We start from the raw sequence: 14,341 nt of genomic DNA, 5'->3' as shown, positions 1-14,341 counted from the left end.
TCTACCTCCTGTCCACAGCCTCGCCGCAGGCCGCGAGCCGCAGCGTCTCACATGGTGAGCGTCCCTTGCATAGGACAATAGTAGGTCTTGCATACTGCAAAATATGATGAGCCGACCAGGATCGACCACCAAACCCACCACTGCTTCCATACCCGGCACCGCGCCCGCCGTGCGGCGTGGCCTGCCCGCCGCCCTGGCCACGCTGCGGGAGGCGAAGAGCGGCCTGCTGGCAATGGCCCTGCTCGTCGGGGCCGTCGCGGGCGTCGGGGCGATCGTCTTCCGTTGGCTGATCAAGACCTTCACCTCCCTGCTGTCCGGTCACGCTGACTACTCAGCGGTGAGCGGGCATCCGGCCAATGGGCACGTGCCCTGGCTGGGCCCCTGGTTCGTGCTGGCGGCGCCCGTGCTGGCGGGGCTGGCGTACGGGCCGCTGGTGCAGCGTTTCGCCCGCGAGGCGCGCGGCCACGGGGTGCCCGAAGTGATGTACGCGGTCGCCCGGCGCGGCGGACGGATCGCCCCGCAGGTCGCGATCGTCAAGTCGCTCGCCTCCGCACTGTGCATCGGCGGCGGCGGATCGGTCGGTCGCGAGGGGCCGATCGTGCAGATCGGCTCCGCCTTCGGCTCCACGCTCGGCCGCGTGGTCAAGGTGGCCGAGGACCGGATGCGAGTGCTCGTCGCCTGCGGCGCCGCCGGCGGCATCGCGGCCACCTTCAACGCCCCACTGGCCGGGGTGTTCTTCGCGATGGAGCTGATCCTGCGCGACTTCACCGCAGAATCCTTCGGCATGGTCGTCCTCGCCTCGGTCACCGCGTCCGTGATCGGCCGGGCCGCCTTCGGCAACACCCCCTTCCTCCACCTGCCGCCCTTCACGGTCCACAACCTCGCCGACTACCTGCTCTTCGCTCTCCTCGGCGTGATCGCAGGTGCCGTCGGTGTCGCCTTCACCCGCATCCTGTACTGGATCGAGGACGCCTGCGACTTCGCCTGGCGCTGGCCGGAATGGGCCCGCCCCGCCGTCGGCGGACTGCTGCTCGGCGGGTTGCTCTTGGTGCTGCCGCAGATGTACGGCGTCGGCTACCCCGTGCTGGAGAACGCCGTCGCCGGCAAGTACGTGATCGGCTTCCTGATCGTCCTGCTCGTCGGCAAGATCGTCGCCACCAGCCTGACCATCGGCATCGGCGGCTCCGGCGGCGTCTTCGCACCCTCGCTCTTCATGGGCGCCATGCTCGGCTCCGCCTTCGGCGCCACCGCCCACGACCTTGCGCCCGGCATTACGGGGCAGCCCGGGGCATACGCCCTGATCGGCATGGGCGCCGTCTTCGCCGGAGCCGCCCGCGCCCCGATCACCGCCGTGATCATCATGTTCGAGCTCACCGGCGAATACTCGATCATCCTGCCGCTGATGACCGCCATCGTCCTCGCCACCGGCATCAGCCGCACCCTGTCCCGCGACACCATCTACACCCTCAAGCTGCGCCGCCGCGGCATCGACATCGACCACACCCCCGCCACCGCACCGCTCGCCGGCATCACGGTGGGCGCGGTGATGGAACCGGTCCCGGCAACGCTGCCCGAGACCCACTCGTCAACGCGGCCGACGCCCTGGCCCGTTCACCCCACGGCGTGCTGCCCGTCCTCGCTACCGACGGCACCTACCTGGGCACGGCCACCGCACGCACCACCGCCGAAACCCTCGCCGACGGCGCTCACGACACCACCACCGTGGCCACCATCACCCACCTGCCCAAGCCCGTCACCACCGGCACGGGCGTCTCCGAAGCGCTCGACGCCCTCGTCTGCGCCGACGGCGCGGGGCTGCCCGTCCTCGACGAGGCCCGCACCCGCCTCCTCGGCTGGATCACCCACCAGTCCGTTCTCACAGCCCTCCACAACGGCGCGAAGCACACTCCGCGGAAGCAGACAATGCCGAAGCGGACAGCACAGTCGATGCCCTCCTGATGAGGCAGACGGCCGCGGTCACGGCCGTACGGCGCCGACCGCGGGCGACGTATCGCCTCGCGTAGTACGGTGCCTTCGACCCGCATGATCCCAATGTCGTCGCGAGGCATGTGATGAACAGTCACACCACCTGGGCCAGTCGGCTGCCGACGCACTGGACGCCGCGCCTGTCGGTGACCCGGCAGCGCGGCGGCCGGCCGCAGGCGTGGTGGGGCGGTCTGGGCCTGGTCGTGGTGACGGTCGGCGCGGCGATGGCGGTATTCGGCATCTTCCCGGTGGACATCCACGGGCCGCTGCACTACATGGGAGTCATGGACCCGTTGTGCGGCGCGACACGCTCGGTCGTGTCGACGTTCCGTGGGCAGTGGGCCACCGCATGGCGCTACAACCCCCTGGGCTTGCCGGTGGCCGCGCTGGCCGTAGCGGGCGTGCTGCGCTACCTGTACGGTGCCGTGACCGGCGACTGGCTCGTGGTGCAGCTGCGCCCCGGACGACTGGGATGGATCGTACTGCTGGCCGGGCTCGTCGCGCTCCAGATCCGCCAGCAGGGGCGAGCAGATCTGCTGATGTCCTCCGGGCTGCGCTGATCGCCCGGCGGGATCAACCGCCGGACGGCCTACGTGCGTTCAGCCAGCTGTAGGCGGCGAGCTTGACCCGATCCGCAACGAGCAACCAGATCAGGCATAACCCCAGACGGCCGCGGCCCAGGTCCGGCCGAGCGGCGTCATGAGCGCGCCGTAGACGGCGATGCAGGTGGCGACGAGCTGGGCGCCGACTACGGCACCGAGCAGGACACGAGCAGGGACCGGGCGAGTGGTCGACGTCGCTAGTTTCATTACGGACCACAGCGGAATGGTCGTGAGATGCGGCTGAGGCGTGAGGGGCCGTAAGGCCCATCGGGGGCAGATGCATGGGTCGTTCGACCCGAGCAGTTCGACGTCCTTGGCCGCTTCCGACCGTGGCAACAGCAGGAGCAGCCCGAGGAATCCGAAGACCAGGTAGACCACGCGCAATGCCATGGAGCCCGAGCGTGTCATGAGGACTTGGAGCTGCAAGGCGCCAGATCAGGGCCATGAGCGTGACTTTTGGCACCGCACATGGGCGAAGTGCAGTCGCCTTGATTTCCCGGTCTTCATGGGGCGGACCCGGTGTCACCCGTATGTGTCATCCCTTTTCTGATGCACCGTCGGCGATGACGTTTTTCTGTGAGCCTGGCGCTTGTGGGTGCTCATGATGACGCTGGCGGGCAATGTGGTGGCACGGGTGATGCTGCCGGAAGTCGGCCGCTGTCCTTGAGGTTTGAGATCTGCGTGGTCGAGGCTCAGAAGGACAGGGCGGAAGCGGAGGCTTTGGCCCGGCAGCAGGCCGCTGCGATCCCTGATGTGCTTCTCTGGGTCGCAGAGCATTCGGGGCGGGCAGCTGCGCCAGAGGCGCGTGCGGGGGATGAGGCTAGCTCGGCATCCCGAGAAGCCGACTGCCAAGCGCCGTGTTCGCACCGACCGGATGGTGGATCCGTGTGATCAGGGATTATCACAGAGTGTGGCCCCGGTGCAAGCCCCAGTTACCCCTATGACTCGAACCTGCGGCGGCCGCAGAAGGCAGGAATGCCCCCTGATCTGCTCTCCCACCTGCGGTAATGCGTTTCGGCGCGCATTGATCTTCAAAGCGGACTCTGCAGCTCATCGCACTCATCGGTAGGGGCGCCGGTAGTTCAGACGGCCGCTCTGACCTGTGGAAACACGGTCAGTAATCGTTGTGCCCCCGGCAGGAGCCAGAAAACATGGCTGGTCGTGCACGCGGCGTTGACCTGCGGATTCGTGCGCGGGTGGGCGTGGCGGGACGGACGCGGCTGGTACCGCTTCAGCCAAACGGGTAATGCGTGGTGCGGCGCGCGGGCTCGAATCCCCGGCGGGGAACCCAGAACATGGGAATCCGCAAAACCGCATTGTCAGCGGGGGCGCGGGCTGGTCATTCGGGCGGGTGTCCGATTGAGGCGGTAGCGGGTTGGCGCCAGCACACGTTTGGTCGCGATCCGTAGACGGTTCTGCAGATCCGCGCGGCTTCACTATTGGGAGCCCAGTGGCCGAGGTCGATGCCGAGCGTGCACATGCCGTGGCGTGGGGCGTGCATCCCCGCGGGGCGGAGCTCGGGTCGTGCTGCGGGATGCGACGTTCCCATCAGAACGGGCACACTGCAGCGTTCATCGAAGCTCAGCGGCGTCTCGTCCAGTACGGCGGTCGGACTGCCACCGCGACCTTCACGCTGACACGCATTCACGATCGTGACGGGCAGACCGATCCCGGTCATGACGTTGGCATCGGACACGGAAGCGATCGTAGTGCGCATGCACTTCTGCAGGGTCCGCAAGGACAACACCGCTGACATGCCGACGGGCGGGCTGATCGCCGTGCCGTCGGAACCGGCGGCACTCGTTCGGTCACTGCACACATTGATGTACGCAACTCCAGGATGCCATTCCGATCGCAAGAGGAAACACAAGGATGCCGTTCAATCGCGACTTCATCAGCCGTTCGTGGAAGGCCGACCATATCTATGAAGTCAGCCGGGAGAAGGTCCGAGAATACGCTGTGGCTATCGACGAGATGCATCCCGCCTATATCGATGAGAAGGCCGCTGCAGCACTCGGGCACCCGGCCCCATACGCACCGTCGACCTTCGCCACCACACTGTGCCGTCGAACGCGCCCGTGCCGCTGTCCTGAAGTTGACCGTGCCCCCTGGCCCTTTCCGCTACGTTGAAGGGAGAGTCGACGGTGCGGGCTGGAGGCCGACGGGGGTGCCATGACGCAGACGGTCGGGACCGGTGTCCGGGGTGCGGGCAGCGGTGCGGGGGCTGGGCCGGGGCGAGTCGGGCGGGCGAGTGCGGGACGTGTGGAGGGCGGGCTCGTCGTGGTGCCCGCGGGCGGTGCGCTCGCCGCGTGCGCTTATCTGGCCGCCGTCGAGTTCCGCGCCAGTACGCCGGTGCAGGGAGCGCTCGCCGCGGGTGCGGTGGCGGTGTGGACGGTGGTGCTCGCGTGGGCGGTGCGGCGGATGCTGGTCCCGGTCGCCCTGGCCGTGGGGACGGAGGGCCTCGAACTGCGCCACGGGGTGCGGCGCTTACGCCTGCCGTGGGACGCAGTGGAGGCACTGTGCCTGCTGCCGGTGCCGCGCGCCGTGCCCAGTAGGTCCGCACCGCGCCGGCCGAGCCTGCTGCTGGTGCGGACGTACGCCGGCTGCCCGGACAGGATACGGAGCCGCGGCGGCCTGCGCTGGTCGGCGCAGTGGCGGGGCGTCATGTTCGATCTGCGCCCGCTGGACCTCACCGCCGAACGCCTCGACGAGCTCATGGTGCGTCACACGCATGGGCGTTGGTGCCGTGCGGCGCGCCTGCCCGCCGAAGGCACGGGCAGCGTGACCGTGATCGGCGAACTGCAGTCCTGGCCGGCGCTCGCGCTGTTCAAGCTCAGGCCGGTGCTCGCGGTCGCCGGTGCCGTGATCGTCTCCGGGTGCTCCGGCGGCTACGACCGCGGCGTCGCGACCACGCTCGGTACGGCTGCCGCCGGAATCGTCGTCGGCGTGACCGGCGGGTCATGGTTGAGTAAGCGCCTCGCCCATCCCTGCGCGCTCTCCGTCGACGCGCGGGGTCTGCGTCTGACCGTCGGCGGAGCCGAACGCGTCCTGTCGCGCACCGAGGTGGCCGCGGTCGAGGTCGGGCGCAACCCCTTCGTGCCCGTCCCGGAGCAGAAGCGGGCCACGGCGGTCCTCGCGCGCCTCGCGCCCGGCGCAGGCCGGCCCGCCCCGCTGCCGTACCGTCGCTTCCCGTACCAGGAGGCGCAACGGACCATCGAGGTCGTGCCGCTGCACACGCCGCACCGCGAGTACCGGCACGGCCTGTTCGCCTACGCGGAGCAAGTTGCGGACGCGCTGGGCAGGTTCGAGCACGAGCGACCGGCCCCGGCGCGGGACGGGAGCGTGGCGGCGGAGGCCGTGACACTGCGGGTGTCCCAGGCCCCCGGGTCGGTCCACCGCACCGTCGCGTCGGCGCTGCGGGCCGCACCGGGCGGTCGGCCGGTCCGGGTGCTGATCGAACCTGGCCGCTACGCGGAGGCGCTCACCCTCTCCGGCACGGTCGAGCTGTGCGCGGCGCAGGGGCCGGACACGGCCGTTATCGAGACGACGGAGCAGGTGACCCTCGAGTGCACCGGACAGGTCACCCTCGACGCCCTGCGCATCGTCAACCACGGCTCGGCTGCCGTGAGCGCCACCGGCAGCCTTGAGTTGCGCGGCTGCACCCTCGATGCGCTGGGCGAGTTCGCGGTGCGGGCGCTGCGCGGCGCCGAGGTGAGCATGAGCCAGTGCGAGGTCCGCGCGGGCCGCGTCGAACTGACCGGCGCTCGCGGGACGTTGGAGCGCAGCCGTTTCCGGGACGCCAAGGAGGATGCGGTCCTCCTCAAGGAGCGCGCCCACGCCGGCATCACGGAGTGCACGGTGATTGAGAGCCGTGGCCACGGCATCCGTGTGCTCGCCTCGACCGCGCGGATCGAGGGATGCGAACTGCGCCGGACCGGTCGGGCGTCGCTCGCCATCGGCGACCACTCCGAGGCCGATGTGCTGCGCTGCACCGTCGTCGAGAGCCACACCACCGGGGTTTCCTACTACGACCAGGCGCGCGGCACCGTACAGGACACCACCGTCACCGGTGCGAGGGACGGTGCGTACATCGCCCGGGGCGCCGATCCGGTGGTCCGCGACTGCCGGTTCGAGGGCTGCCGGGCCACCGGGGTCAGCATCGAGGGGCAGGGGCTGGGACGACTGGAGGACTGCCATGTGGAAGAGGCCGGGGAGACCGGCGTCAGCCTTGCCGACGGTGCGGGCCCCACGCTGCACGGCTGCCGGGTCGTGGGCGGCCGCAACGGAGTCATGGTGCACAAGTCCCGTGGCACCTTCACCGATCTGGAGGTCCGTGGCCAGTCCGCCAACGCTGTCCTGGTCCGCGAGGAGTCGTCGGTACAGCTGCGCGGCGCGCGCCTGGGGCAGTGTGACAGCGGGCTGGTGGCGCGCGGCAGTGGAGTGACCATCCAGCTCGCCGACGTCACGGTCACGGACGTGGCCAACTCGGGGGTGGCGCTGGAGAACACGGCGCGGGTGACAGCGGAGCGCATCACCGTTGAGCGGGCCAGGCTCTTCGGCTTCAACTGCCGTGACGATAGCCATCTGACGGTCCGTGAGTGCGTGGTGACCGAGGCGGGCGAGGCCGGTATGCTCACCGTCAAGGGCGCCGTCGTGGAGGCCGACCTGCTGACCGTCTCCGACTCCCGGGGGTCCGGCGTCGTCGGCCGGGACACCAGCCGCCTGACCGTCTCGCGCGCGCGGCTGCGCGGCGGCGAGAACGATGGCATACGCCTCGACCCGTCGGTGGTCGGCCGCTTCGAGGACTGCGAGGTGACCGCCTACCAGGGCGAGGCGGTCGCCGGGAACGACCGGGTGGTGATGACGGACGTCCGCACCGGCGCGACGGCCGAGGACGCGCGCGAGCCCGAGGCGGGGCCGCTCGCGGAACTACACGGCATGATCGGCCTGGAGTCCGCCAAGCGGCAGGTCGCCGTCCAGGTCGACCTGCTCAGGCTGGCCCGGTGGCGTGCGGAGGTCGATCTCCCGGCACCGCCGACCGCCCGGCATCTCGTCTTCTCCGGGCCGCCGGGGACCGGCAAGACGACCGTCGCCCGGCTCTACGGGCAGATTCTCGCCGCGCTCGGAGCGTTGAAGAACGGTCATGTCGTCGAGGTCGCCCGTGGTGACCTGGTCGGCGAGTACCTCGGGCACACCGCCCAGAAGACCCAGAAGGTCTTCGCCCGGGCCCGCGGCGGCGTGCTGTTCATCGACGAGGCGTACAGCCTCGCGCGGCGGTTCGGAGTCGGCTCGGACTTCGGGCAGGAGGCCATCGACGTACTGACCAAGCTGATGGAGGACCATCGCGAGGACGTCGTCGTGATCGCGGCGGGCTACACCGAGGAGATGCGCACCTTCCTTGAGTCCAACCCGGGCCTGCGCTCCCGCTTCTCACGCACCCTGGAGTTCCGCGCGTACGACGCGGCCGAACTGACCGAGATCGTCCGGCTCCAGGCAGGCAGACACGCCTACCGTCTCGCCCCGGAGGTCGTACCGCTGCTCACCGAGCGCTTCGGGAAGCGGCAGCGCAGGGGTGACGCCGCCAACGCGCGGGACGCCCGCAATCTGCTGGAGGCCATGGTGGAACGCCAGGCGGCCCGCCTCGCCGGAGGCAGCGCACCGACCCGGGACGATCTCGTCCTGCTGATCGCCGACGACCTTCCCGGAGCGGATGCCTGATGACGGCCGAGGACGCCGAGAAGCCCGAAGGTCCAGGAAATGCGCAGGATGTCGCGACACCGGCCGAGCGCGCCATCCTGGAGCAGGTAGGGCGGGTGGACGCAAACCCCGGCGTCCTCGGATGGTTCCTCGGCCCGGAGGCGGCCGCGGCCGCCGACGAGGTGCGCGCCGGCGTCATGCTGCCCGACGGGCGCGCACGGGCACCCGCGGTCTACGCGCTCGCGTACCACCACTGGTGCCGTTATCTCGCCGCAGACGCCAACGACCCGGCGGCGCTCGGCGATGCGCTGCTGTGCTTCAGCGGCATCCACGAGAACGCTCCCGAGGAGGTGCCGCCCGCCCTGCGGCCCGTCCTCGCCACGCTCTACGACGAGCCCGACGGCGCCGGCACCGATCCCGGCCATGCCTACGAGGCAGCCGTCGGGCTGATGACGCTCTACCAGGCGCGCCGCCACACCCCGATCCTCGTCGCCGCCGAGCGGCTGCTGCGCCATGCGGTCGCCGGCTTCCCAGTGGCCAGCACCGACCAGGGCACCTGCCTGTCCAACCTGGGGCTCGTCCGGCTCTATGCCTTCCAGGAGGGGGCAGGGTACAAAGCGCTCGCCGAGGCCGTCGAGCACAGCCGTGCGGCCGTGGCCGCTGCGCCCGGCCCACAGGCCGAACAGTCCCGCAGACGCGGCAACTTGGGCTTGGTCCTCCGGCACTGGGCAGAGGCGACCTCGGACACTGCTGCGACGAGGGAGAGTCTGTCGGAGCTACGGCTTGCGATGCGGCTGAGCACCCCGGAGGACCCCCACCACACCGTGTTCCTCGGCACGTTGGGCTCGGCCCTCTCCCACGCCGCCGCCCGACTCGATGACGCGGACCTGCTGCCCGAGGCCGTCGACCTGCTGCGCCAGTCCGTCGCGGCCTCGGACCCCGCCGGGCCGCCGCACGCATCCCACCTCGCCGACCTGGGCACCGCCCTGGTCATGCTCGCCCTCGCGGACAACCGGCCCGAGCTGTACGGCGAGGGCGTCGAGACCTGCCGCCGGGCCGCCGACGCGGCGCCCAACCCGGTCGAGCGCGCCATGTACCTCACCAATCTCGGCCTGGTTCTGAGGAGCCACTGGACGCGCAGCGGTGACCCCGGCGCCCTGGACGACGCGGAGGAGGCCGTACGCGCCGCCGTCGCCGCGCTCCCACCCGGCCACCCGACGCTCACGAAGGCCGTCTTCGTCCTGTCCGGTGTGCTGCGCGCGCGCCATGTGGCGAGCGGCCGCCTCGCCGACATGGCGGAGGCCGTTGCCCTCGCCCGGCAGGCGCTGGACGCCACACCGGCGCGGGACCTCAGCCAGCGGGCCGCCCGCGGCACCGAACTCGCCGATCTGCAGCGGCTGTACGCCCTGGCGGCGGGCACCCCCGGCGCGCTCGATGAACCATTGGCCCTGTTGCGCGGCCTCGAACAGGAGCTTGCGGAGCCTTCCGCCGAGCGGGCCCGCGTCCTGTTCGCGCTCGCGCGCTGTCTGGAGCACGCCGGGCGGGGCGGTGACGCCAGCGCTGTCGCGGGAGACGGCTTCGCAGCGGATGACGGTGCCGGGCCGGGCGGCGGTGCGCATGGGGAAGCGGACGAGGCGATCGACCGGTTCCGGGAATGTCTTGCGCTGCCGCTCCCGCAGGGCGGATTCGAAGCCGAGGTGCGCTTCGCCTTCGGGACGGCACTCACCCGCCGCGCCCGTTCCGGCGACCAGGCCGCGTGGCGGCAGGCGACGGACCAGATGCGCCAGGGTCTCGCGCTGCTCGACGCCGACGACTCGCGGCGTTCCGAGTATCTCTCCGATTTCGCCGCCATCTGCTCGCGGCGCGCCACGACCACCGGTGACATCGCCCTGCACGAGGAGGCCGTGCGCCTGTGCAGGGAGGCAGCGGCGTGCGTGCCGGCCGGCAGTCCGTCGGAGGGTGCCGTGCGCCGGTCGAACCTCGGCGCCACTCTGGCGACCGTCGCCCGCCGCACCGGCGACGCCGGCCTGCTGGCCGAGGCGGTGCAGGCACACCGCGACGCCGTCACCATGACTCCGGCCGAGGACCACTACCGCGTGCACCGCCTGGGCAACCTCGGCGACGCCCTGCAGAACCTCGCCGAGATCCTTTCCGACCCCAGCCTGCTCGAAGAGGCCATCACGGCGCTGCGCGAGGCGGTGTCGGCGTCCGCCGCGAACACCCCCGGCCGGGCCGACTGCCTCACCCGCCTCGGCCACGCGCTGCGCTCGCTGAGCCGCTTCACCGGCGATCCGGCGCCGCTGGAGGAGGCCGTCCGAGTCCACCGCAAGGCGGTCGCCGCGTTCCCCGCGGCACCGCCGCCCAGGGCGCTCGTCGGACTCGCCAACAGCCTCTCGGACCGCTACCAGCACACCCGCGAGGCCCGCCTGCGGGACGAGGCTGTGGAACTGCTCCATGCTGCCCGCGCGGCCGTCCCGGACGGCTCAGACGACAAAAGCGCCGTCCTCACCAGCCTCGGTCACCTCGAGTGGGGCCGCGCCCGCGACTCAGGGCTCGACACCCTCATGGACGAAGCCCTCGCCACCCTCCGCGACGCCGCTGCCGCCGTGGCCTCGGAGCACGTGGGTCACGGCATGGCGCTCACCAACCTGGCCATGGCGCTCATGGAGCGCTCGCAGCTCAGCGGCGACCGCACCTGGCAGGCCGAGGCCGTGGCCGTGCTGCGCCGCGCCCTGGCCGAGACCCCGCGGACCTCCTTCGAACGGGCAACGCGCTTGAGCAACCTCGCCGCGGCACTGCGCGGTTGGTACGCCATCAGCGAAGACCCGGCAGCCGCCGACGAGGCGGCCGCACTGCTGCGCGAGGCTTCCTCGATACAGGGCGGCGAGCACATCGGCCCCGAGCTGGCTGAACTCAACCTCGGCGTCCTGCTGTACAGCCGCGCGGTGACGGACCAGGACCCACAGGGCGCGGCGGAGGCCCGGCGTGTCCTGGAGGAGGCGCTGGCCACGCTCGGCGACGGGCACCCCCGACGCGCCTTCGGCCTGTCCAACCTCGCCATCGCCTGCCTGGGCTGCGTACAGCTCGCCGACGACAAGACCGGACCGGCCGCCCGCGAGGCATTGCACCGGGCGGTCACGGCCGCTAGGGAAGCCCTCACCCGCATGCCCGAGGACTCCCCGGACCAGCCCAGCACGCTGTGGATCCTCGCCGAGGCACAGGTACGGCGGGCGGAGCTCGGCGAGCCGGTCGACCTGGCGGAGACGGCTCGCCTCGCCCGGCGGGCGGCGCAGAGCCCGGTCACCCCGGTGATGACCCGTCTGCTTGCCGCCCGAGCCTGGGGCGAGGCCGCGGCGAAAGCCGGCCGGAACGCCGACGCCCTCGAGGGATACGCCTACGCGGTCGGTCTGCTGCCCCGCACAGCCCCGCGAGGTCTCGGCCGCGCAGACCAGGAGGAGCGGCTGCAGGCAAGCTCCGGCCTGGCGAGCGACGCCGCCGCGATGGCGCTGCGCGCCGGTGACCCCGGCCGTGCGCTCGCCCTCCTCGAAGAGGGCCGGGGCGTCCTGCTCGCCCAGGGCCTCGACAACCATGGCGAGGTGTCCCGGCTGCGGGACCTCGCCCCCGCCCTGGCCGGCGAATTCGAGCGGATCCGTGACCAGTTGAGCGTGGCGCCGCAGCCTGCTGCGGCGCTGGTGACGGACCCGGGCAGCCCCGGCCCGCTCGCCGGTGCGCCCGGTCTCGCCACCGAGGTGCGGCACGCGCTCGCCCGGCGCTGGGACCAGCTCATCGAGGAGATCCGTGCCCTGCCCGGCCTCAGCGACTTCCTACGCCCACCGGACCTGCCGGAGCTGCTCACCGCCGCAGCCGAGGGACCGGTCGTCGTGGTCAATGTCAGCACCTACCGCTCCGACGCCCTCGTCGTGACCGCCGACGCCGGTATCGAGGTGGTCCCGCTGCCCGGCCTTTCCCCCACCGCCGTCCTCTCGCGGGTGGCTGTCTTCCTCGAGTGCGTCGACCGGGCATACGGCTCGGAGGGAGTGCAACACGCCGTCGCCGCGATGGGCGTGCTGACCCAGACGCTGCGGTGGCTGTGGGACACCGTCACCGCTCCTGTGCTCGACCGGCTGGGCCTGCGCGGTGTCCCGATTGATGACGAGCCGTGGACCAGGCTGTGGTGGTGCCCGACCGGCTGGCTGTCGTTCCTGCCGCTGCACGCGGCAGGACGTGGTGCGCCGGACTCCGGGAGGTGGGTCGTCGACCGCGCGGTCTCCTCGTACACCCCGACGCTGCGCGCGCTGGTACGAGCCCGCCGACAGCTGGACCGGGTCTCGCAAGCACCGCCCGGTCCGGCGCCGCTGGTGGTCGCGCTCAACGAAGTCCCGGGCGCAGAGCCGCTGCCGGGCTCCGAGCACGAGGCGGCCGTCCTCGCAGAGCTCTTCCCCGGCGCGCGCCTGCTGACGGGCGCCGACGCCACGGTGGCGGCGGTGCGCAGGGCGCTGCCCGCGCACTCCTGGGTCCACTTCAGCTGTCACGGCGTCAGCGACATGCTGAACCCGTCGGCGAGCGGGCTCCTTCTGTACGACGGTCGGCTCACCGCCCTCGACATCGCCGTCGAGCGTCCGGCCCGACCGCAGCTCGCCGTGCTGTCCGCGTGCTCCACATCCCAGGGCGGCCTCGCCCTTCCCGACGAGGCAGTGCAGCTTGCTTCATCCTTCCAACTCGCCGGATATCCGCACGTCATCGGTACGTTGTGGACCGTACCCGACGAGCTGGCGACGGCCCTGGCCGAAGAGTTCTACGCTGTGCTCGCCGAGGACCTTTCCCGGGGCCGCCCGATCGACCCGGCCACGGCCCTGCACCACCCGGTCAGAGCCCTGCGAGACCGCTACGCCAAGGCGCCGCACCTGTGGGCGGCGCACATCCACACCGGTCCGTGACGAATCCGCTCTCAGGATGCCTGCGGCCCGTCCCCGCCGGAGGCACCCGAAGCGTTCGCCGACGTACCCGACGGTCCCTGCGGCACCTCGTCAGGCTCGTCCCGCTCATCGGTCGGCCGGTAGGTGCGCCGTTGCGAGAACCGCTCGACGAGCGCCTCCAAGTCCTCATCTGACATGTCTTCATGACGCCCAGCCATCAGTAACTCCCTCCCCTGTCCTGGCCTCCGCCGTCGCTGGCGGCAGCAGCACTTCCAGCACCTCTATGTCCGCAGCCCGCACGTACACCCCTGCGGTGCCGGGCACCCGCCCGACGAAGCTGCCGTCGGGCGCCATCCGGTACTGTGCCTGCAAATAGAGATCACCCGGCTGCGGGTACGCCGACACGGCCGAGCGCGAGCCGAGCCAACCACCCACCCACAAACCGCTCTTGAGCCGCATCCGCACGAAACAGGACCCGCGCTCGTGGAACAGCGCGTCCCAAGCGGTCGGCGTCGGCTCGTACCGCGCCCGTGCGCGCCGACCCAACCACCAGGCCTCTGCCCAAGCCACCGCGGACGGCACGACGACCACCAGGAGCAGCCCGGCGAACCCCGCCTGCCGTGGATGCCTCAGCACTCCTGCGACCGGCCCGTCCCCGCTGCCGGCCACCAGCTGCACCAGCCACGGTCCGGCAGCCACGGCGTACACCGCATCAAGCAACGCACCCGCGGCGATAGCTCGCACAAGCCGGTTCTGCGGTTCCTGCTCGGCGGCGAGCACACCACTCAACCGCTCCCGCACGGCCTGGTAGAAGACCCCGGGAAGCACGAGGACCAACAGAATCGTCACCTGCTGAACCGTCCCCGGCACCATCCGGCTCCCCGCCCTCCCACACGCTCCGCCCTAGCATGCCCCATCCACCCCAACTCCGTCCTTCCAAACGGACGCTCGCGGAGAACGGCCTGACCACGGTCGGCACCGCCGCCCTGACCCCGTCAAGATCGCCCATGCCTTGCCAGTTCTGAACCGCCCGCTGAATAGAGTTGGGTGCAGATCCTCTGAGGGTGCCTGTCCGTCCTGGCTGACCTGCGCTTTCACGCTTTGGCCTACGCGACGGCCGCTTCGCGCAGTCGGCATCCG

The 14,341-nt window shown here is 71.3% G+C and carries 8 protein-coding genes and 1 pseudogene; 5 read left to right on the top strand and 4 right to left on the bottom strand.

The annotated features are described in order from the left end of the window. Window positions 1-226: 226 nt before the first annotated feature. Together NGB36_RS10135 and NGB36_RS10130 are read left to right on the top strand one after the other, a co-directional pair. A pseudogene (locus tag NGB36_RS10135) lies at window positions 227-1,959 on the top strand (chloride channel protein). A 113-nt stretch (window positions 1,960-2,072) separates the two neighbouring features. After that, window positions 2,073-2,546 (top strand): DUF2752 domain-containing protein, encoded by a 474-nt coding sequence (locus tag NGB36_RS10130; protein WP_255919837.1) that lies wholly within the window; start codon window positions 2,073-2,075, stop codon window positions 2,544-2,546. A gap of 90 nt (window positions 2,547-2,636) precedes the next feature. Here NGB36_RS10130 and NGB36_RS10125 read toward each other — a convergent pair whose 3' ends face one another. Beyond that, window positions 2,637-2,978: a hypothetical protein gene (locus NGB36_RS10125; RefSeq protein WP_255919836.1), complete on the bottom strand. Its 342-nt coding sequence runs from the start codon at window positions 2,976-2,978 to the stop codon at window positions 2,637-2,639. Window positions 2,979-3,927: 949 nt separating this feature from the next. After that, the gene (locus NGB36_RS10120; RefSeq protein WP_255919835.1) at window positions 3,928-4,284 is read right to left on the bottom strand and encodes a hypothetical protein; all 357 of its coding nucleotides are present in this window, start codon (window positions 4,282-4,284) and stop codon (window positions 3,928-3,930) included. 176 nt (window positions 4,285-4,460) lie between these two features. Here NGB36_RS10120 and NGB36_RS33760 point away from each other — a divergent pair, with 176 nt between their 5' ends. From NGB36_RS33760 to NGB36_RS10110, 3 genes are read left to right on the top strand one after another with little or no spacing between them, the layout of a single operon-like run. Then, complete coding sequence (locus NGB36_RS33760; protein WP_372509406.1) at window positions 4,461-4,718, top strand: FAS1-like dehydratase domain-containing protein; 258 nt, start codon at window positions 4,461-4,463, stop codon at window positions 4,716-4,718. A 42-nt stretch (window positions 4,719-4,760) separates the two neighbouring features. Then, window positions 4,761-8,306 carry a right-handed parallel beta-helix repeat-containing protein gene (locus NGB36_RS10115; protein ID WP_255919834.1) on the top strand — a complete coding sequence of 1,182 codons (3,546 nt, stop codon included), beginning with the start codon at window positions 4,761-4,763 and terminating at the stop codon, window positions 8,304-8,306. Beyond that, complete coding sequence (locus NGB36_RS10110; protein ID WP_255919833.1) at window positions 8,306-13,222, top strand: CHAT domain-containing protein; 4,917 nt, start codon at window positions 8,306-8,308, stop codon at window positions 13,220-13,222. Before NGB36_RS10115 ends, NGB36_RS10110 begins: the two co-directional genes overlap by 1 nt. Window positions 13,223-13,233: 11 nt before the next feature. Here the strand turns inward: NGB36_RS10110 and NGB36_RS10105 are convergent, their stop codons facing one another. Both NGB36_RS10105 and NGB36_RS10100 read right to left on the bottom strand, forming a co-directional pair. After that, a complete protein-coding gene (locus tag NGB36_RS10105) occupies window positions 13,234-13,398 on the bottom strand; it encodes a hypothetical protein (RefSeq protein WP_255919832.1) in 165 nt (54 codons plus the stop codon). A gap of 4 nt (window positions 13,399-13,402) precedes the next feature. Continuing rightward, window positions 13,403-14,050, bottom strand: a complete 648-nt coding sequence (locus tag NGB36_RS10100) for a DUF6338 family protein (protein ID WP_372509405.1) — start codon at window positions 14,048-14,050, stop codon at window positions 13,403-13,405. Window positions 14,051-14,341: the final 291 nt, after the last annotated feature.

The sequence above is a fragment of the Streptomyces humicola genome (assembly GCF_024436035.1).
In the GTDB taxonomy this organism is placed as follows: Bacteria; Actinomycetota; Actinomycetes; order Streptomycetales; family Streptomycetaceae; genus Streptantibioticus_B; species Streptantibioticus_B humicola.
Note: the sequence above shows the minus strand (reverse complement) of the source record. Positions and strands in the feature narration are given on the sequence as shown.